At 36.7% G+C, this 20,438-nt stretch carries 22 protein-coding genes and 2 pseudogenes; 10 read left to right on the top strand and 14 right to left on the bottom strand.

The window, feature by feature from the left end:
• Window positions 1-260 precede the first annotated feature (260 nt).
• The 8 genes and pseudogenes from clpP to CA730_RS12180 form a co-directional block, all read right to left on the bottom strand.
• Window positions 261-866, bottom strand: coding sequence for an ATP-dependent Clp endopeptidase proteolytic subunit ClpP (gene clpP, locus CA730_RS12140; RefSeq protein ID WP_096667553.1), 606 nt, complete (start codon window positions 864-866; stop codon window positions 261-263).
• Between the two features lie 494 nt (window positions 867-1,360).
• A pseudogene (locus CA730_RS12145) lies at window positions 1,361-2,515 on the bottom strand (IS1634 family transposase); the annotation flags it as partial.
• A gap of 769 nt (window positions 2,516-3,284) precedes the next feature.
• Window positions 3,285-4,244: an FTR1 family iron permease gene (locus tag CA730_RS12155; RefSeq protein ID WP_096667559.1), complete on the bottom strand. Its 960-nt coding sequence runs from the start codon at window positions 4,242-4,244 to the stop codon at window positions 3,285-3,287.
• Window positions 4,245-4,377: 133 nt separating this feature from the next.
• On the bottom strand, window positions 4,378-4,812 hold the full coding sequence (locus CA730_RS12160; protein WP_096667561.1) for a ferritin-like domain-containing protein: 435 nt from the start codon (window positions 4,810-4,812) through the stop codon (window positions 4,378-4,380).
• Window positions 4,813-4,992: 180 nt separating this feature from the next.
• On the bottom strand, window positions 4,993-6,021 hold the full coding sequence (locus CA730_RS12165; RefSeq protein WP_096667563.1) for a ComEA family DNA-binding protein: 1,029 nt from the start codon (window positions 6,019-6,021) through the stop codon (window positions 4,993-4,995).
• Between the two features lie 254 nt (window positions 6,022-6,275).
• Window positions 6,276-6,500, bottom strand: a complete 225-nt coding sequence (locus CA730_RS12170) for a hypothetical protein (protein ID WP_096667565.1) — start codon at window positions 6,498-6,500, stop codon at window positions 6,276-6,278.
• A gap of 171 nt (window positions 6,501-6,671) precedes the next feature.
• Window positions 6,672-7,154: a hypothetical protein gene (locus tag CA730_RS12175; RefSeq protein ID WP_231940096.1), complete on the bottom strand. Its 483-nt coding sequence runs from the start codon at window positions 7,152-7,154 to the stop codon at window positions 6,672-6,674.
• Between the two features lie 446 nt (window positions 7,155-7,600).
• Complete coding sequence (locus CA730_RS12180; protein ID WP_096667567.1) at window positions 7,601-8,626, bottom strand: multicopper oxidase domain-containing protein; 1,026 nt, start codon at window positions 8,624-8,626, stop codon at window positions 7,601-7,603.
• A 300-nt stretch (window positions 8,627-8,926) separates the two neighbouring features.
• Here CA730_RS12180 and CA730_RS12185 point away from each other — a divergent pair, with 300 nt between their 5' ends.
• Window positions 8,927-9,118 (top strand): CbtB domain-containing protein, encoded by a 192-nt coding sequence (locus CA730_RS12185; protein WP_072033599.1) that lies wholly within the window; start codon window positions 8,927-8,929, stop codon window positions 9,116-9,118.
• Window positions 9,119-9,316: 198 nt separating this feature from the next.
• Complete coding sequence (locus CA730_RS12190; protein ID WP_096667569.1) at window positions 9,317-10,483, top strand: hypothetical protein; 1,167 nt, start codon at window positions 9,317-9,319, stop codon at window positions 10,481-10,483.
• Window positions 10,484-10,654: 171 nt separating this feature from the next.
• Here the strand turns inward: CA730_RS12190 and CA730_RS12195 are convergent, their stop codons facing one another.
• Window positions 10,655-11,230 (bottom strand): Uma2 family endonuclease, encoded by a 576-nt coding sequence (locus CA730_RS12195; RefSeq protein ID WP_096667571.1) that lies wholly within the window; start codon window positions 11,228-11,230, stop codon window positions 10,655-10,657.
• 216 nt (window positions 11,231-11,446) lie between these two features.
• Here CA730_RS12195 and CA730_RS12200 point away from each other — a divergent pair, with 216 nt between their 5' ends.
• From CA730_RS12200 to CA730_RS12210, 3 genes are all read left to right on the top strand, one after another.
• Window positions 11,447-12,679: a hypothetical protein gene (locus tag CA730_RS12200; protein ID WP_096667573.1), complete on the top strand. Its 1,233-nt coding sequence runs from the start codon at window positions 11,447-11,449 to the stop codon at window positions 12,677-12,679.
• Window positions 12,680-12,875: 196 nt separating this feature from the next.
• Window positions 12,876-13,127, top strand: coding sequence for a type II toxin-antitoxin system Phd/YefM family antitoxin (locus CA730_RS12205; protein WP_096667576.1), 252 nt, complete (start codon window positions 12,876-12,878; stop codon window positions 13,125-13,127).
• Complete coding sequence (locus CA730_RS12210) at window positions 13,108-13,371, top strand: Txe/YoeB family addiction module toxin (protein ID WP_096667578.1); 264 nt, start codon at window positions 13,108-13,110, stop codon at window positions 13,369-13,371. The genes CA730_RS12205 and CA730_RS12210 overlap by 20 nt, the downstream gene beginning before the upstream one ends.
• 7 nt (window positions 13,372-13,378) lie before the next feature.
• Here CA730_RS12210 and CA730_RS12215 read toward each other — a convergent pair whose 3' ends face one another.
• Both CA730_RS12215 and CA730_RS25165 read right to left on the bottom strand, forming a co-directional pair.
• The gene (locus tag CA730_RS12215; protein ID WP_096667580.1) at window positions 13,379-13,666 is read right to left on the bottom strand and encodes a type II toxin-antitoxin system ParD family antitoxin; all 288 of its coding nucleotides are present in this window, start codon (window positions 13,664-13,666) and stop codon (window positions 13,379-13,381) included.
• A 69-nt stretch (window positions 13,667-13,735) separates the two neighbouring features.
• Window positions 13,736-13,852: pseudogene (locus CA730_RS25165) on the bottom strand (element excision factor XisI family protein); the annotation flags it as partial.
• 130 nt (window positions 13,853-13,982) lie between these two features.
• Between CA730_RS25165 and CA730_RS12225 the strand changes: the two are divergent.
• The 5 genes from CA730_RS12225 (at window position 13,983) to CA730_RS12245 (ending at window position 17,565) form a co-directional block, all read left to right on the top strand.
• Window positions 13,983-14,276, top strand: a complete 294-nt coding sequence (locus tag CA730_RS12225; RefSeq protein WP_231940098.1) for an HNH endonuclease — start codon at window positions 13,983-13,985, stop codon at window positions 14,274-14,276.
• Window positions 14,277-14,641: 365 nt separating this feature from the next.
• Window positions 14,642-15,565: an energy-coupling factor ABC transporter permease gene (locus CA730_RS12230; protein ID WP_096667584.1), complete on the top strand. Its 924-nt coding sequence runs from the start codon at window positions 14,642-14,644 to the stop codon at window positions 15,563-15,565.
• On the top strand, window positions 15,558-16,217 hold the full coding sequence (locus CA730_RS12235) for an energy-coupling factor transporter transmembrane component T family protein (protein ID WP_096667586.1): 660 nt from the start codon (window positions 15,558-15,560) through the stop codon (window positions 16,215-16,217). The genes CA730_RS12230 and CA730_RS12235 overlap by 8 nt, the downstream gene beginning before the upstream one ends.
• Window positions 16,218-16,227: 10 nt before the next feature.
• On the top strand, window positions 16,228-16,992 hold the full coding sequence (locus tag CA730_RS12240) for an energy-coupling factor ABC transporter ATP-binding protein (protein ID WP_096667588.1): 765 nt from the start codon (window positions 16,228-16,230) through the stop codon (window positions 16,990-16,992).
• An 84-nt stretch (window positions 16,993-17,076) separates the two neighbouring features.
• On the top strand, window positions 17,077-17,565 hold the full coding sequence (locus CA730_RS12245; RefSeq protein ID WP_096667590.1) for a hypothetical protein: 489 nt from the start codon (window positions 17,077-17,079) through the stop codon (window positions 17,563-17,565).
• A gap of 80 nt (window positions 17,566-17,645) precedes the next feature.
• Here the strand turns inward: CA730_RS12245 and CA730_RS12250 are convergent, their stop codons facing one another.
• From CA730_RS12250 to CA730_RS12260, 3 genes are all read right to left on the bottom strand, one after another.
• Window positions 17,646-19,115 carry a RecQ family ATP-dependent DNA helicase gene (locus CA730_RS12250; protein ID WP_096667592.1) on the bottom strand — a complete coding sequence of 490 codons (1,470 nt, stop codon included), beginning with the start codon at window positions 19,113-19,115 and terminating at the stop codon, window positions 17,646-17,648.
• A gap of 98 nt (window positions 19,116-19,213) precedes the next feature.
• Window positions 19,214-20,161 (bottom strand): isoaspartyl peptidase/L-asparaginase, encoded by a 948-nt coding sequence (locus CA730_RS12255; RefSeq protein WP_096667594.1) that lies wholly within the window; start codon window positions 20,159-20,161, stop codon window positions 19,214-19,216.
• A gap of 52 nt (window positions 20,162-20,213) precedes the next feature.
• Window positions 20,214-20,375 (bottom strand): DUF2256 domain-containing protein, encoded by a 162-nt coding sequence (locus CA730_RS12260; protein WP_096667596.1) that lies wholly within the window; start codon window positions 20,373-20,375, stop codon window positions 20,214-20,216.
• Between the last annotated feature and the right edge of the window lie 63 nt (window positions 20,376-20,438).

The following is a 20,438-nucleotide window of genomic DNA, read 5'->3' on the forward strand; positions in this document are numbered from 1 at the left end:
TCAGGAGTCAGGAGTCAGGAGTCAGGAGTTAGGAGTCAGGAGTCAGGAGTCAGGAGTTAGGAGTCAGGAGTTAGGAGGAAGTTATCCAAGGATCAAAGACCAAAGACCAAAGACCAATGACCAATGACCAATGACCAAAGACCAAAGACCAAAGACCAAAGACCAAAGACCAATGACCAATGACCAAAGACCAATGACCAAAGACCAAAGACCAAAGACCAAAGACCAATGACCAATGACCAATAACTAATGACCAATAACTAAACTAAAGCCACAGGACGACTACCTGCAGCATGACGGTCAATTACTTGGTCAATCAAACCATAGTCCCTAGCTTCGGCTGGAGACATAAAGAAATCACGTTCTGTATCTTCAGAAATCCGCTCAAAAGGTTGTCCAGTATGTTCAGCAAGATATTCATTCAGCCGCTGCTTGTGATACAAAATTTCGCGGGCTTGAATCGCAATATCAGTCGCCTGTCCTTGTGCGCCACCGAGAGGTTGGTGAATCATAATCCGTGAATGAGGTAAACTCATCCGCTTACCCTTTGTACCCGCGCTGAGGAGAAAAGCTCCCATACTTGCGGCTAATCCAGTACAAATTGTACAAATATCAGGGCGGATATGCTTCATTGTATCAAAAATGCCCATGCCCGCTGTTACTGAACCACCAGGAGAATTAATGTACATATATATGTCCTTCTCCGCATCCTCAGAATCTAAAAACAGCAGTTGGGCAACAATCAAGTTAGCCAGATTGCTATCAACCTGTTCTCCCAAAAAAATAATCCGCTCACGCAACAGCCGTGAATAGATATCAAAGGCACGTTCGCCTCGACCCGATTGTTCAATAACGATAGGAATCATTTAGCGTGTTTTTAGCTATTTTTCATTTATTCTATCGGTGACAAAGGCTTATTGTGTTGAAATTGCCAATTAACATTCAAAGAGACTGGGTAAAGAGAACAGATAGAATTTTTAGTGAAGAAATATATTTTACGTAAATATCAGTATTTATACGGTTTTTAATAATTGAGTAACTGGAGTAATAGAACCCACATTCCGCACCCTTAACTGTCACAATCGGTTATTACGGAATTTACTTCATGAGAAAGGAGTAAAAAATTACCTTTGGCTCAAAAAAAAATAGATTTTGGATAGGAAAATTTATTAGCTATCTTCTCAATAAGGAGCAATAAATATAAGAGTGGTTTGGTAGAGATTTTTAATAATATAATTTTATGTTGATGTTCTCAATACATCATTGTAACTTATGCTTATCTAAAAATAAAGTTAAAAACGCCATGAAAATTTCAGAACATTAATTTATTTGATTAATGAGCCAAATAGTTCAATTAAAATTGATAGTATTTTGATTTATTTTCTTCTTTGATGTTGGGAGTTTTTTCCGTAATTTCGATATTTGCTATCTGATGATATTTAAATTCTTTACTTTTTCTGATTAATTCTTTTCTAGCATCAGCAGCGCAAGCAAATTTTTCTTGTGCTATTTTTTTTAACTTAGTTTGAGTATTTATCAAAGCTTTTTCTATTTTCTTTGATAATTTCTTCAAGTCAGATTTTTTTCTATCTTGACTTTGTACAATTAACCATCTTTGTTCTATGTCTCCATAATTTATTTTCTTTTGTGCATATGAATATCCTGGTTTTTCACTTTTCACAAATTCTGATTCTGTTAAACTCACCACTAAGTTTTTTGCTGATTTTATCCTCAGTGGTACTCTAGTCAACCATTTGATATTCCTCATTAGCTGAATATTTGATTCTGTGTATAATGCGCTATCTGCTACTATTAAACTATCAACTTGTATTCTTTTTTGATATTCGACTGCAATTTCTCCAAACTTTTTAGAATCAACTTCATTTCCTGACACTGCTTTTATATATATTGGTATATCTCCATCTCCTGAACATATTAATTGTGTAATAAATTGTTTTAGATCTGGACGATGGTCACGCGAATAACCGTAAGTTAGTTTTATCGCTTGGGGTGATTGACTCTCTTCATTTTCTTTTTCTAATGAACCTGATTCTTTTTTATTTTTAAATATCACAGATGGTAAACTATTTTCATATTCTCCATCTACATGAAATGATGTTGAATCCAAGTGTGATGATGACAGTGATATTTGATATATTTCAACCGTATTTAAACTGACTGCTAAAAATACTGTATCTAGTCCTTTTATAAATAATTTATCTAATACTCTCCCCAGCTTATCATCATTCAGATATTCTGGTTTTACTCCTACACCAATTAAGTGTTCACAAGCGATTAATTCAAAGAATGTTGGGAACATATATAAAGGCTGTGACATCATGCTTAAGCCATTTAAAATCATCGCCTTTACTACCTGACCCGCACTGACTTTTTCTTCTGGTTCTGACCCTAGTAAATTATTAATTATTTCTACTATCCCAATTGAATCTACTATTCCTGCTACTATCCCCAAATGGTCAATCTTCTTCAATTCAATGTCTTTTACATTAAACATAACAACAGAAACTCCACGAAAGCATCTGTTTTGTATTTTCTCATTTTTGGAGTGAATCAGGACATCTTTTGAGGTTTTTCATCGTAATTGAGTACAAACCTTTCAATGATTTTGAACTACGTTTTCTATCAAAATAACCTTAGAACCAATAATTTTATACTTAGTCGTGAATATTTAACTGTACTTGTACCTTAATAAGAATAATTTCTATTTGGCTTCAAAAAATTCTCTCGGCAATTAGTTCTTATGTACTAAATACATCCCTTTCCTTGGGGTGTGACAGTTGTGGGTGCGGAATGTGGGATAGAATTATCTATTTCCGTAAATTTAAAAATAAATTTGTATTACCAGGACACTTTTTAGAAAAACAACCGTCTCAGTTATTAGGTACATATAAAGAGAGAGCTAGATCACATTCTTTAACAGATTTCTGGGATATTCTCAAATTATATTCACCGAATCCGATAAACCAATAACGCAAAGTGTATTTAGAATAACAAGTTCCTATGGAAGTCCCATCCATATAAATAAAGAGAGGGGTATTATGCTAGAAAAACTTATACAAGCAGCCTTTATTACATTTTTATTGCAACTTATCGCCGTATTGAGTAATACTACTCCAATACGTCCCAAGTCAGTCTCGCCTATTTCGGAAATGTCAGAGCCTATAATTAGTTCGACTTTTCATATTTCGGAGTAAAATGCAAGATATAGGAAACAGGGAACAGGCAAAAATTTGACCCTTTCCCTGATTACCCGTCTTTTATTTTTAATTCCTACTGGCTGTACTAGTCATAACTTTATTTTTGCTAGGTTGATTATTTCCACCTCTAATGCTGCGGAAATATAGCCCACCAATACTGATAAGAAATACCAAATATCCCACAGCTTGAACAATATAGATTTTGTCCCTATAACCAAATAATGATTTAAGAATGATACCAGGGAACTGTTCATCAGATAAGATTTTTTCGGTATTCCAAACTATTGGACCTAAGATGCAAGAGTGAATTCTGGTAAAGTGTTCATAATAGAAACAAAGATTTTCTGAAGAACGACTACTTACAGCCAGATTAGCTGTAGCTTCATCAAAATGTTGTAACCCGGAAACTACTAAGCCAGAAACAATTAATATTAATAAAACGCCCATGACTTGGAAAAATTGGCGGATATTAATTTTCACACCCCATTTAAATAATAGAACCCCAATAGCTGCGGCTGTTGCTAAACCACCCAGTGCGCCTAAACTTGGTAATAAACCTTGTTGAAAATTGGCTGCAACAAATAAAACAGTTTCAAATCCCTCGCGGACAATAGCGACTAAAATTAAACTAAAAACTCCCCAAGCAGCATTTGAGTTTTTGCCTAATGCGTCTGTGACTGCTCCCTCAACTTGTGCTTTCATAAATCTGGCTTGTTTTGTCATCCAGATAAGCATCCAACTGAGCATAACTATAGCTAAAACACTAAATATACCTTCTAATGTTGGCTCAACAACGGAGGTATATTGAGGATTAATAGATCCTAAGAATTTAATGATCCCCGTAAATAAAATACCGATTAAGCCACTAACTATAATACCAACAATAACACCAGCATAAACCCAAGGGTTCAATCGAGATTGTTTGGCTTTTTTTAATAATGCGAGGACAATACCCACAACTAGAGCGGCTTCTACACCTTCTCTGAGGGTAATTACAAAAGTAGGTAGAGCGGTACTAAAATTCATTTTATTAGTCAGTTGTTAGTTGTTAGTTGTTAGTTGTCAGTTGTTAGTTGTCAGTTGTCAGTGGTTTTCCTTCTTCTTTCTTTCTTCCTCCTGACTCCTGACTCCTGACTCCTGACTCCTGACTCCTGCTTTATTAGCTGAAATCGCGTAACATTTTTTTGAGTTCGAGATTGTGCATTTCTTCTTGACCTATCATGCCACGTGCAAATTCTTCTAAATAGATACTAGCATTAGTTACAGTTTCTAGGAGACTTTTGTACATATCTAAAGCTTTCTTTTCATGGGATAAACTTTCTTGCAAGATATCCTTAACGTTATGTTTGAAAGTTTCTTCCATTGGGGCAATTCTCAAAGTAGGATGTCCTTCTAAACCGGTGAGAATTTCTCCTACTTGTTGGGCATGAAGTAACGATTCTGTGGCTTGAGCTTTGAAGAATGCCACAATAGGTATACGATTTGGACCTGTCACCATCAAGGAATAATGGGTGTAGCGAACTACCCCTGCTAGTTCAAATTCCATAATGGCGTTGAGGATATCAATTGTCTTTTGGCTGTCGAGTTCTTGCATTAGTTGTTAAGTTGAGCAAAGTTACATAAGGAGAGTCTTTAGCTACCAATTATTAGTGAGCAGTTATACTTTTTTCAGGTTTTGAAACCCCAAACTTGTTTCACTTTTAGTTTTTAACTATTTTCTCTCTTACTCACCATTTTAAACGTCTTATTCTGGACTTCCAATGGTGTGAAAATACTAATTTTGTGCTTTAGTGCTAGTTTTTGTGCGCACTTTTTGAGTATTTTCCTCAATGGTTTTTACTAGCTTAGTAACATTTTCTGGAGTGTTGACTGCTTGTACTGGAGGGATAGCAGTAGGCCAAACTTTGACTAGTTCCACAAAAGCTGTATCTATGGCTTTGTGTGCTTCAGGATGTTCTTGCAACATTTGGCTAGAAATACCTTTATATAGTTCTTGGGAATAGACGACAAAGCCACGAGAATCTTGATATTCTATTGGTTCGGTTATTTTACCCTTTACCACTGCTGCACCATATTCTGAGTTAGCGGCATCTAGTAACCCGTTGATGACTTGAAGAACAAATTCGGGTTTGCTACGTTCTGCGGTTGGTAAAGCAGCGATCGCACTATCCACAGCTTGCACGGAAGTGGTAAAGTTAGTTTTAATTTTGGCATCCTTGGGATTAGATTTAACTAAATCGGTTAAGCTTACCAAATCACTTTTAAATTCTTTAACTTTGCGTTCTTCCAGTTGTTCTTCAACATCAATATAAATCTCCTCAACTGGGTGTCCAATATGGGGTTGAGCCTGTTTAGGTTGATTTTGATCTAATAATTCTTTGGCTACTAAAAGATGCCCTTTCATTAATCCCAATTTGGTCATGTAGTCAATATCTTTCGCTTCACCTGTGAGGACAACTTCCTCAACTGTCACCATGTCTTTTATTTGATCAAACTGGGGTTGAGTAATAACTTTTTTACTGACTAAATCTGCTGGGTTCGCGTAGGGACGGTTTGCTTGAATCTTATTTGATAAAGCCGGAATTCCTAATGTAGCTTCTAATTTATCTAACTGCGATAAAATTGCATTATTGATATTAATTTTAGCTTTACCACTATGACCGCTATGGGCGCTGGTTTCTGTTAACGTAGCTGTACTTGGTGTTGATTGAATATCTGCTTTTGGCGCGTCGCTGCTACAAGAACTCAAGGAAATCATGGCACAAGCAGCGATAGATAAGAATAAATAGCGGGGTTTGATCATTTTTGCTCCAGAATTGGGGATTGGTAAAAGTCTTTTCTGAATAACCAGTCAAAAACTAATAAAGATTACTAATAGATGTTTATAGATATTTATCATAAATGAAAGTATTTGTCAACTAGTTTTTATAAACTGAGCATAATTTACACATTTTTTTAAATTAAGGCTCTAAATTCAAAGCATTAAAGCTTATAATTCAAATCAGGTACTCATTCCCAGGTGGCCACCTGGGAACGAGAAACTAAAAACAAGAAAAACTAATTAGACTCCATTGCAAATGCTTGTATCAGAAGCTGCATGGGGTCTTTACTTTGCAGAACCTGAGTAATATTTGCCTTCAACTGGTAAAGTCCAGAAACAGTTGGTGGATTATTTGAACCTTGAGATAAAAAATTAGGAAAGCCTTTTAATGTTTGCCAAAAGCGACTATATAAAGGCTCTAATTCGCTGGTAACTTCAGATAAATTTGGTTGTCTAGTCATAGAATCATCCTCAAATATTTAATGACAAATTAATTACAAAGCATGGATTTTAGCAATACCAAGCCCAGTAACTAATCCACCCATAGGGTAAAACATCATGGCCATTAAAGCCACGCAGGTAGCAGTAAGAATGGGGCGGTTTTGTTTTTCTAAAATTGATTCACTATATTGCTATAAAATGCAGGTACAAGCTACCCCTAATGGCAAGGTAAATAAAACACTAAATTCGTGGTACTCCATGAGTAAATATTGAACTAAAGGGGAGTTTTCTTTAAGCCAAGCTCTTGCACCACCAAATTCGATTCCTGCCCGGTAACGCATATAGACTAAATTACCTGTAGCAATGCCTAAAAATGCGATCGCACTTGACCAAAATGTTAAGGTACGCATTTGGGGTAATATTTTGCTTGATCCTCGCAGTAAGGGAAAAGCTAAATGTCCTGTATACACAGCCACAACTGCTGCTAACAATGCTCCCACGCCGTGAATTGTGCCTATTGACCGCTGCCAAGGGCTAGGGTGTAAAAGGTTAAAAAATGGCAAAAATAGAAACATTCCTGCTGATAAAATGCTCAAACCATATACAGAAGTTTTAGCAATATCTAGCTGTTTAGGAAAAGCTTTTGAACCTGAATCAATACCCGAATCTAACACTATAGATGCTCCTGTGTTTGGGTTGTATAAATTACATTTTTATGGAATAATTTAGTGAAGGACGATTTCGTATTTTTTCCATTGATTACAAAGATACACATTTCAGCATGATTAGCCAAATTTGCTCGCAGTAAATAATCTCAGAAATATTGTACTTTATTGCAGAAGTTAATATTCACTTAAAACCGATTTATGGAAAATTCACTCCGCTCAATAATGCAGTATAAATTTGATAATGCAAGCATATTTTTCTATTTCTTAAAGTATACATATTTGTAGATAAAAAAGAAACATTAAACAAAATGAAGTTTTTATTTTTTCAAGCAATGGTGATAATTATAACTTATGTATTAAGGTGATGAAATTTTTGTAAAAACAATTATTTGTTCTTGAACATGATGATTCTATTAATTTAGGAAAAGAAGATGAATTAAAATCACATATGATTATGATTTTTTGACTAGTTTTTGGGAATCTTTTTCTGCGACTACTTCAAACTGTCCCATACACCCACTTTCCGCGATCGCATCTTGATGAGGATGAAACATATATTTACCTGGATAGCGAAACGCAAACTCTAAAATATGCCTTTCAGCGACACCCATTGTCAAAACATCCGTTTTTTCACTGGGTGTCATTGTCATACCGGAACGATAAACATCAAAGAAGTTAGCGTGCAGATGAAACGTCACAGCAGGATCAAATTCAATAATATTCAAAACATAGACCCGGATTAACTGATTTTGATAAATCTGAATGGGATGGTTCATATAATGATGCGGCACACCATTAAAAGCATAATATTCATTTTTGTTATCATCATTTACATCATAACCAGACATAATTAAAACAATTTCATCAGCCAGTGGACGGGGTTTAGGTGGATCAATAATAAACATTCCATATAATCCCTTCGCAATATGACGAGTAACTGGGGCGACATGACAATGATATAAATGAACACCATAGGGTTCGGCATCAAATTCATATATGGTCGCTCTACCATTACTTACAGGTCTTATTCCATCCATTTCAGCAGGATGAACTCCATGAAAATGTAAAGAATGGGAATGTCCAGCATTATTGAGAAAAAGTATTCTTATTCTTTCCCCTTCTTTAGCCCGGAGTGTCGGTCCTGGAATCCGCCCGTTTAAATCCCAAATATTATAGGAGACAGCACTATTAAGTTGAATGGTGGAAGTACTAGCAGTTAGCTGAAATTCGCGGACTGTGCGCCCATTTTCCTGCTTGATTGTCCCATAATCAAAATCTCGTAATACCTGCATAGGGTTAGTAGCACCATTAGATGCTGCCATTTCCATCGGTGGTACTCTGACACTGGGATGATTTTTGGTATTCAACATCTGCCAAATTGCCACTGCACTTAGGACTCCAGCGCCGGATAATCCTATTTGCAACAGTTGGCGACGACTCCAAATTTTATCTTTACTGAAAGTAAAGTTGTCAGACATGAGACTAATAGGGATATGGGTATGTAAGAAATTGCGAATAATTTGCAATTAGCTTTAGGTATAATATAAAAATTAGGAATTATTGTCAATAACTTGGAAAAATAATTTTCAGGACTATTCCTGATATATTGGTTTATTTACCGTTGGCTAAAGAATAAATGATGCTTGCAGCCTAGTAAATGGAATAAAGTGCTAGGATTTTGAGAATAGCTGCTGGTGTTAACAATATCTTTTTGTGACTAAGTAGCAAAATACACTGTAATTTGATAAATTAACCCAACTATTTATGGGAGTTGACAAATGACCACTTTTTCTCGGACTTTAGTATTACAAAAAACTGCGGGCATTACCCTTTCTAAGCCTGTACAGGTAAGTCTTTACATGATGTTATCTTCTTTGGTGATTTGGACTGTGTTTTTCTCTACCTATCCACCAGCGCATAACACAGCACACTCAGCGCGTCACCATGCTTTAGGCGTTGCTTGTCATTAAACTATCATAAAGTTTTAAACGTATTGGGCGATTAGAAATTACTTCTACACAAACAAAGTCCACCTGCGTGGACTAAGGAAAAATTAAGGGTTCATCCTGTGTAGCTGCGATTTATAATCGCCCAAATAAATAATAAATTAGACTCAAATTCATTCGCTAAATATAAAATATTCGTTTGCAGTTAAATTCTAATTTCCTATGAGAAAATATCGTCTGTTTGCTGTTATTATTGCTGCTTGTATTTGTTTATCAATTTTATATTCTTTGGTGGGAGTTTCTCAAACGTCCCAATCTCAAGTTTTACTTTCCACAAACCCACCTTTAGAAAAAATTCTCCCTTTTGAAGCTGGTACAGATAGAAAACAATCTCCGGTTGCTTTCACATTACAAGCTGTTGACGCTGGCGGAAAAGTATTAACAAATGCCTTAATTACATTACAGATTTCTACACCTCCCCGCAATCCTTTATTAACTACGGATTTTCCCATTGTTGAGGGAACAAAGTTATTAGAACTGGAGGCGGCTGCACCAAATGGTAAGTTAGAATTTGAGCAAATGTTACCAATTCGGGGTAATTATCAAATTCAAGTTAATGTTTCTCCTTTAGTTGCTAATGCTTTTGCTAGTTATCAGCAAACTTTGAATTTGAATGTGAGAGAAAATCCTGTTAAATATAAATTCTTTGCGGTGATTGTAGCGATTTTATTATCATTAGGATTGTTAGGCGGTTGGGTAATTGGTGGACAAGAGGAAATCAAAGAGGGGGAAATTGCCCCGCAGTCTGTCCGGTTGTTGTTAAGTGCATTAACTGTAGTGGCAATTGTGACGCTATTATTTATTAATATCACGGCGGAAGTTGCGGAGGCTCATGGTGATGCACATTCTCACAAAAATGAGAAGATTGCCCCATCAATTAGCCAATCTCAGGGCATGGAACTGAGGATTACAGGGGATAAACTGGCGACTGTGGGAACTTTGGCAAATTTAGCAGTAGAGGTCAAGGATAGCACTACAGGGGCAGCTATTAAGGATCTCGGATTGCGAGTGAGTGCGATCGCATTGGAAGATAATTTAACAGTCTTTGCTTATCAGGGATTTCCTAATTCAGAAGGGAAGTTAATATGGCAAGAACAATTTTTTGATGGCGCACCTCATAAGGTGGAAGTAGAAGCAGTTTCTTTACCTGAATCTCAACGTCAATTTCCAGCGGTAAAGGTAGCGAAATTTGTGGAAGTTGAGGGAATTGCACCACCCATTTATATCCGGTTGATTGGGTTATTTTACTTTACGGCTATTGTGGGTATGGGAATGGCAATTGGGTTGTTAATTCAGCATAGAAAAGAATTGCCAGTTAGGGGAAATTAAGTAGATATAAAAGAGTTGAATTAATAGTTAAATTTAACTATAGCGGTTATCTGTTGAGTGACATACAAGAACCCCACCCCCAACCCCCTCCCCGCAAGCGAGGAGGGGGCTTATGACTGTAAATCCTTAAATCCTGGATATTATCTCGACTTACTTCGATAACCACCTGATTTAGACAAGAGGTAGCATCTGGGAAACTACAATTTCTAAATCAGGAAAATCTAAAGGAGATATGTTTTGATGTTCTGTGATAATTTCTTGATTTTGATAACCTTCTGTTGTGGGATTTCTAAATACAATTAATTCGCGTTTCACTACATCTAATACCCAATAATCTTTAATTCCTGCTTGAGAATAAGCTTTAGCTTTTATTTCTGTATCTAGTTTTAAACTGCTATCTGCAACTTCGATAATTAAATAAATTTCTGTTGGCGTAGGATGATGATCTGCATAGTCTAGCGGATCTATTTTCACTACAGCAATATCTGGTTCTGGTTCAGACCTTTCATTTAATTTTACAGGGTCTTGAATAGCTATCCAAGCCTGATTTTCTAAACGCTTTTGTAATAATTTATTTGTTCTTCCCATTGCTGAACGGTGAGAAATTCCTTTAGCAACTATGCAAATTATTTTCCCTTCTAATAATTCTACTCGTTCACTTGGTTCAAATATTCCTGCTTCAGCCATTCTGTGGTATTCATCAACAGTCCACAGCCGCAATTGTAAGGGTGATTCTGTGGTTTGCATAGTTAATTAAGGTGAATATTTATTTTCTATTATATAATTATTTGTCTGAATCAGGATGTCCAGGATTTAAGGATTTACAGGATTTTTTATGAGATAATATAAATAAAGACACTGTGATTTTTGAAATTATTGGTTTAAGAAGAACTGTGTATGATACAATTACCAGTATCTTGCCTATACAGGTAAGTTACACAAAATTTAAAATACAATAATCCTATGAATATCAAATTTTTTCATGCAGATGGTTCATCTTATTTTTTTCTTGATCGGTTGCTTATAGTACCGTTTGGATATAATTATGTTGATAAAAAACCAAGTCCTGTTGAGTTCGGTGAATGCTCTTTAACAGGAGTATTTTTGAAAACTAATAACAATTGTGCTGTGATTGATCTTGATAATCAGTCTGGTCTGAGATTAATTGACCTACCAAATTTATTTCCTCAGAAAGTTGACCCGATAACAGAACCTAGATTTTTAAGTGATCGAGATCCAAAATATATTTCTGCTAAAAAATATTACGATTATTTGATTGATTTTTATATTGAACAAAATAATGTGGAAACGAATAAATCACTATATGAAAAAATTTTTTTAAAGTTTTATTTTGACCTTTGTTATAAAAATTTCAAAGATGAAAAAAATGATTTTTATAAAACAGGTATAGAACAGCTTGCACGTCAAGAATTGGTAAAATCCGGTTACGGTGGGGATAATTCTTATAATTATGAAGATTATAAGAATTATCAATTCCTTCTAGAACAAGAGATAATAGATACTGAGGAATTAACGCCTTATCCTTTTAATGATGGTAGAGTATTATTTCAGGTTTTTCTGCCTCTAAATAGCGTACGTTTAAGTGTTGCTGCTAAAGATTTGCAAACGAAGCTTAATAACTATACCCCTAATAACAACTATAGTTATTATAGTTTTAATGCAGTTGGATACACAAGTAAAGAAAATTTTATAGCCAAATGGGAAAAAGGAGATAATGGCACTAGAAGACAACAAAATAAAAATAAAGTTGGATTTTGTGAAATTGACTTCTTGTTCTGGGATGGTAAAGAGATGAGGCTTGTAGAGATACATGGTCACAATAAAGATATAAATGAATCTATCGCAAAGAGAGAAAATCTTACTGGACACGAAAATGTAATTTTAGAAAATATTAGCAACGACTCCGTTAAGGTAATGTCCAATCGTTTTATAGAGGAAAGTGGTTCAGATAATAAATTAAAAGAAGATATACTTAATTTTATGTCTCCACGAATGATGCGTTTTTGGGAAAACGAAGATACGTCGTCTTTATTTAAAGACCTTGCACCCATTGGTTTCTTTAACAACTATACTGCTCACTATACTGATGTTCTTCCAAAAGAGCATTTTATATGTATAGAAAAGCTACCTTGGAATCTTAAAACGAACGAAGGACAATATGTTATTTTGGATTAATAATTATTATCAGATTTAATTCTGGCAATAAAATCAGTCTGCTGTGCTTTGAGTATTGTTGTCCAGTCCACTTGTCAAAACTCACCTTTATCTGACAAGGACTATTTATTCTAGTATTCCCTATCAAGCAGCAAAAACAAATAATAGAGTTACAATAAAATGAGTACATCTGACTTTATCAGAGTAATTAAAAATTATGCTCAGTGGAATTAAACAAAAGGCTATTGTCGGTAAAGATGGCAAAATCGAACTATCTACGACTGAACTACCAGCAGGGACAGTTGTAGAAGTTATTATTCTAGTTGAATCACATATTGAAGAAGATGAAACTACCTATCTTCTTAAATCAGAAGCTAACAAAAAACATCTGCTCAAAGCGATAGAAAATGTAGGTAAAGGTAACTTAATTTATGTTGATTTAGATGAATATGAAAAAAGTTGCATTTGAACCAGAAGCTTTTGAACAATTGGGTGAGTGGGGAAAAGAAGATAAAAAAGTCTTTAAGAAAATTTTGGAATTAATTAAAGATATCCAAAGAGAACCATTTTCTGGGATAGGTAAACCAGAACCACTAAAATATGAATTCCAAGGTTACTGGTCAAGACGAATTACAAATGAACATAGATTAGTTTACAAGATAGAAGAAGATTTATTGATTATTCTGTCTTGCAAATATCATTATGATTTATAAAAAGCTATTAAAGATAGTCTTCATAAACACTCTCACGACTAACAGCATAATCTGACAAAATAGGCGCATTTGCACCCACCAAAGCTGCAAAATTATCAGCTAATTCATCTAAAGTCTTTTCCAATTCTTCCTGAGTTATCAAAAACTCCTCTAAACTTGCTTTACTTTTCCTTTGTGCTTCTTGAATAATTAACTGTTGTAAATATTCACTCGCTGAACTATAACCACCTTCAACAATTTCGTGATCAATAAAACTTTTCAGTGATTCAGGTACAGAAATATTAATATTGGTCATAGTTTTGAACTTAGGTTTCACTAGGTTGCTTGTATATTAACATAGATTATGTTAATAATTGAGATTTAATTAACTAACAGCAAAATCTGTATATTTTCGGACAGAAGGCAATTGAAAACCTAAAACAATATCTTCTTTCGGTACACCTAATTCAACTAATTCATTGGCAATTCCTACCTCTGTACCAACTAAATGATATAGAAAATAGCCAACTAGATGAACTAATGCAGGTTTACCGACGTGGTTTAGTGCGTAAAGCCAAAGCCTTAAAAGTGGCTGTTGAACGTGGTCTAATACCTGCAATTAATTAACAGTCATGGCTCGATTTTATATTCCTGTTGAAATAGAACGTCGTGTTCGGAAAGATGCTCAAAATCGTTGTGGCTATTGTTTGAGTCCTCAACGTTTGGAAATAGAACATATTATTCCTATAGCGAAAGGTGGTAGTAATGATGAATCAAATTTATGGTTAGCTTGTCCTATTTGTAATAGATACAAAAGTGATAAAATAACAAATATTGATTCAGAAAAAGGTGAAATAGTTAAATTATTTAACCCGCGTACTCAAATTTGGTCTGAGCATTTTTCCTGGACAAAATATGGATTATAAATTGTGGGTAAAACACCAACTGGGAGAGCTACTGTTAAAGCTTTGCATTTAAGTGATGATGCAGATGCTTTAGAAGTTCGCAGTTATTGGGTAATTGCTGGTTGGCATCCTCCAGAAAATTAATAAATTCATAATTATGAACGATTATGAATTTATGTCATAAAGATTTATAAATATTAACAATTCAAAAAATAAATATATAATTTGACGTATTTTTTATTGAAAAATTATCCTAAATAAAATCCCAAAATATCTACCAATAGGCTATTGTCAGAACAGATAAATTTTAGTTTGCTATTAATTTTGTTAGTCGTTATATTGCTTTTAGCACTGCAAAAAACCACATAAAAGAAATAGGAATTTTCATGCACATACCCGACGGATTTGTTTCTGTACCAGTAGCCGCAGCCACCAGTTTAGCCAGTACAGCCGCCTTATTTGTAGCTTTTGAGCGATCGCAAACAGCTTTTGGCATTCGTCGCGCTCCCCTACTAGGGTTAACCACCGCCTTTATATTTGCAGCCCAAATGATTAATTTTCCCGTAGCTGGAGGCACTAGCGGCCACTTATGCGGCGGTGCGTTGGCGGCGATTATTTTAGGTAGTCCTTGGGCGGGAATGTTATGTATAGCAACAGTTTTAATTATTCAAGCAGTGCTATTTGCTGATGGTGGTATTACTGCCTTGGGCGCAAATATTTTAAATTTGGGAGTAATTAGTGTTTGGGTAGCTTGGGGATTAACCCAAACCTTACAACGACTATTGGGCGGTGCTAAAGGGCGTTTACCCCTAGCAGCGGGCATAGCAGCGGGAGTGAGCGTAGTTGTCGCCGCCGTAGCTTGTGCCATTCAATTAGCCCTTTCCGGGACAGCGCCAGCCAACATAGTTTTACCTACCATGGCAGGTGTACATATTTTGATTGGTATTGGAGAAGGATTAATTACCGGGGGTGTATTAACCTATCTAGCCACAGCCCGTCCAGATTTGTTACCAGGTGAAGAACACAAAGTTAGAGGCTGGTTAGTTCCCGTTGTCAGTATTTTGCTGATTTCGGGTGTGTTGTCTCTATTTGCTTCTGCTTGGCCAGATGGTTTAGAAACAGTAGCAGAAACCCTGGGTTTTATCAACTTAGCTGAACAAGTCAGAGTGGTAGTACCAACACCCTTAGCTGACTATGAGATTAAAGGTTTAGGGCAAATCGGGACAAGTATTGCCGGCTTAGTCGGTTCTACAGCTTGCTTTGCTGTGGCTTTTGGAATTGCCAAAGTTATAAAACCGAAGAATGCTTAAAATTTCCTTGCCATTACGCTTGCAATTGTCCCTGATCATTGTGATTGGTGCAGCTTTTTTAAAACATCATACTTGGTCTAATTTACTAGTATATGGGGCGATCGCTCTGGTTTGGGTTTGGATATTAAAAGTACCCATTCGCAAATTAGGCGGATTACTGGGTACAGAATTAATTTTTCTATCATTGGTGGCTTTACCATTGGGATGGGAACGAGCTAGTTTTTTGCTTGTGCGTTCCTTAATTTGTTTAATCACCATGAATAGTTTTTTATTAACCTTACCCCCCCACAGTTTCGGTATTGCCCTCAAAAGCTTACCAGTACCAGCACCATTAAAGGAAAACCTGATTTTAGCTGGGCAATATTTAGAAATACTACTCTCAGAAGTCACCCGAATGCAGCGCAGCGCCCAATTACGCGGTTTAAATGGTGCAGCAGGATGGCTACGCTATGCCAGTGCTTCCATGATTGGGGCGTTGTATCTTCGCACCCTCGACAGAGCGGAAAGAGTTTATGCTGCTATGGTAGCCCGTGGATATAATGGACAATTACCGATAGATTCCCCCCTCAAATCGAAAGAACGTTTTATCTTGTTAATAGCTGGGGTGACAGCTACTTGTTTAACCCTAAGTTCCTACCTTACTGTTATTTGAGTGGTGAATCTTGACATCCTTAACTTCTAATCCCCAAATTTCCCTCTCTCAACCGCATACCAATGTCGTTGAAGTCCAAAATCTGGTATATGCCTATTCGCACCAGCAACCCGTATTACAAGAAATTTCCTTTAGTTTACAAACAGGCGATCGCGTCGCTTTAATGGGTGCTACAGGCTCAGGAAAAAGCACCTTATTAGAAAACCTCATCGGCTTAAAACAACCCCAAACTGGCAAAATCTGGATTAACGGCATCCCCATTTTGCCAAACACCTTGCCACAAATACGGCAACAAATTGGTTTTAGCTTTCAAGATGCTAATGACCAATTATTTATGCCCACAATCTTGGAAGATGTTACTTTCGGACCCCTTAACTATGGTGTCTCGCCCATAGCTGCAAAAGATAAAGCCCATCAACTATTAGCCGACTTTGGATTAGAGGCTTACGCCCATCGTTCTGCTCATGAACTTTCTGGAGGACAAAGACGTTTAGCCGCCTTAGCAGCAATTTTAGCCCTAGATCCAGCCATTCTCATCTTAGACGAACCCACCAACGGACTAGACCCAGCATGGCGACGACATTTAGCTCACGTATTATTAAAATTGCCCGTACAAGTGATGTTAATAGCTTCCCATGATCTCAATTGGCTAGGAAGAGTAACTCAACGGGCTTTAGTGCTATCTACGGGTAAAATCCAAATAGACAGCGACATTCAAACACTGTTGCAAGATGGCAAAACCTTAGATAAATTAGGATTGCCAGTAGATTGGTAAACTGCTCAACACAGAAATTCGTAATTGCGAATTGGTGAGCATTTGATCTACTATTTATGAGATTTTAATGCTCTTGGGACGTTAATGTTGTTTTCCCGTTATACAGTTATTGCTCCTGTTAGCCTGAGCATTGCATTGTTAATTACTAGTTGCAGCGAGACTAAAACCTCCCAATGTCAGCGATTAGTTACAGTTATCAATCAAGGTACATCACTGATTGATACAAAAAAAGGTCAGCAAGTATCAACAAGCTTGCAATTATCCAAAGACTTAAAAAATGTCACCAAATCCATTCAGGAATTAAATTTAAAAGATCCCAAATTGCAAGAATTTGAAACCAAATTTATCAAAATCTTTGATCATCTTAGTGAAGCCATAGCCAAAGCTTCTCAAGCACTTGGGGAAACTAAAAAAGCCGAGGCATCATCAGATGGTAGAGCAAAAATTGAAAAAGCCAGAAAAGAAATTGATTCCGCACTGACAACAGCCGCCAAAACTGCCGGTAAAGAATCAGATACTCTAGGCGTTCAATTAAATAAATATTGTAGCCAAGCAGAATCAATTAAAAATTAAGGAGTCAGTAGGGGCGCAGGGTCTGCGCCCAAAATGTATGAACTGCGCCCGGAAGTCGGGATACTTGTAACCGAATTAACTTAACTTTTCTTGCTGACTGATAATTGATTGCCACAATTATCACAATGTCCACAACGCCAATTAGCAGTCTGTGTTGCAAAGCCAAAGGCATTTAATAAAAACTGCCAACGACACATTTTAGTAGTGAGATATTCACTCATTTGTTTAACCGCTTCTAATTGTGTTTCTGGTGGTTTTCCTGACTGCAAAGACATAGAATAATGAAAAGGATCAAGCCATTCCAATTGTCCATTACTATGCAGAAGAGAAAGTGCTACAGCCCCATTGGGAAATTCTTTAATTACAGTATTTATTTCTCCTTTTGTTGGTAATTGTTTCGCTAATTGTTGAGCTTTTTGTTGTTGCAATTTCATTTGTGCTGCAAAAAACTTCTGTCTTTGCTTATCCTCAGCATCTAAAAATCCCGTCGGTTCACTTACCAAAGTTAAAACATCAGCAGGTTTTCCATCTCTTCCCGCCCTTCCTATTTCTTGCACATATTCAGACAATAAATGTGGCGCATGAAAATGGACAACCCAGCGGACATCAGATTTATTTATCCCCATGCCAAAAGCACAGGTACACACCACAAAAGGGATTTTTCCACTTAACCAACTAGCTTCAATATCTCGGCGTTCTCCTGGACTCAATCCCGCGTGATAACTAGCAGTTTGATAACCAATTTCTGTTAACCATTTGGCTAAATCTTCACTATCTCTTCGAGTGCGTACATAAATTAACCCAACTTGCTTTGGTCGGTTTTGAATAAACTTTAATAATTGTTGTTTTCTCCCTCTAGGAGTCCAAGCAATTCGGACAAGAGGATTTAAATTTTCTCGATAGGGATTAATCCGAAAAATATCCGGTTTGTCTAATTTTAAAACTGTAGAAATAATCTTTTGACCTAAAGGATCAGCCGTTGCCGTAAAGGCTGCTATACTAATTTTTGTTCCTGGTGGTTTTGATTTTAGCAAAGCTTCACGCACAGCCCCTAAACGCCGATAAGCCGGACGAAAAGTATCACCCCACTGCACTAAACAATGGGCTTCATCCAGAATTAAACCATTAATTTTAAGTTGAGGATTACACAACTTTTGCCATACTGCTGGACTGAGTAATGTTTCTGGTGATAAATACAATAATCTTAATTGCTGTTTTTCCAAAGCTTTCAAGGTTGCATTGCGTTGAGATACAGTTAATTCACTATGTAAAAGTGCTGCTTTTTGTGATAGTTGCCGTAATTCCTCAACTTGGTTTTCCATTAGTGCCACCAAAGGAGAAACTATTAAAGTCAATCCTGTTTTTAGGAGGGCGGGAAGTTGAAAACAAATTGACTTTCCCCCACCAGTGGGCATAATAATTAGAGCATCTTTTTGTGATATTAAACAGTTAACAATTTCTTTTTGAGGAGGACGAAAATCGTCATATCCCCAAATTGCCTTTAATGCTGCGCGAACATCTTGCCAAGATTGTGTTACTGGGAGATTCATTTTTTTACCACAAAAGCACAAAGAACGATAAAGGGAAAAGAAAATAAAGGAAATATTTATCTTGACTTTTCCTAATTACCAATTACCAATTTTACCAATTACCAATTATCAATTAGTTCTTGATCATTCCATTCCAAAGTATCACCAATGTTTTCCCCATTATGGTAGGCGGCTAGTAATACTTCACAGGTTTTACCATAGGATATCGCACCAGTGGCATCAAGAGCGATCGCCCCAAAATCCCGATTATTCCTCTTAGCTTCCGTAAATGATCGCTGCATAGCCTCCTGTAGTGACATTCCATCAGTCACACGCACCACAACCTTAGCAGCTAAACACTCATCAATAATATCTTCCCCAATCCCCGTACAACTAACCGCCGCCTGACTAGTCGCATAATTACCCGCTGGCATCGCCGAATCACTGACTCGCCCAATCCGTTCAAAGCCTTTACCCCCAGTGGAAGTACCAGCCGCTAATTTACCATAGCCATCTAAAGCCACAACACCAATAGTCCCCCTACCAGAACTTTCTGCCATTTCTGGTTCTGCGACTACCCCAGCCATCGTTCTTTTAAAATTATCCTGGCGTTCTAGAGTCCACTCTTTCAAGCGCAAATCAGTTAAACCATTATAACTAGGAATTTGCAACTCCCGCGCTAACTCAGCCGCACCATAATCGGATAAAACCCGATCATCAGCATCTTGTAAAAACAGTGCCATTTCAATCGGATTCTTTACTCGTGACACATTAATTACACCACTAAACCGCCCCGTTGTACCATCCATAATGGAAGCACTCATGCGGATTTGTCCATCAGATTGGAGGACAGAACCAGTACCAGCATTAAAGCGCGGTTCATCTTCCAACATCTGACAACCCCGAACTACAGCCTCAGTCGCACTTGCACCCGTTAGCAAAAGAGCATAAACTTCCGCAACAATCTGAGACAGAGAGTTGCGGACTGCTATTAATCCCCCCTTACCTTGGAGAGAACTACCAGCACCACCATGAATAATTAATTTAGGTTGCATTTGTAAAATCATTTATTTTCTTCGTAGGGGCGCAGGGCCTGCGCCCATATATTTATTGGTTGGTCTAGCTATCATTTTTAGCCTGAGAACGACGACGACGGCAACGTTCTGAACAATATTTCACTTCATCCCAACAATCTTGCCATTTTTTCCGCCAAGTAAAGGGACGTTGACATACTACACAGATTTTTTCCGGTAAATCAGATTTAGAACAAGTAGGACGCATAACGTAACAATAAACACGAAAAACATCATCTATCAAAAAATATATCTAAAGACGGATGACAAG

The organism is Dolichospermum compactum NIES-806 (genome assembly GCF_002368115.1).
GTDB lineage: Bacteria > Cyanobacteriota > Cyanobacteriia > Cyanobacteriales > Nostocaceae > Dolichospermum > Dolichospermum compactum.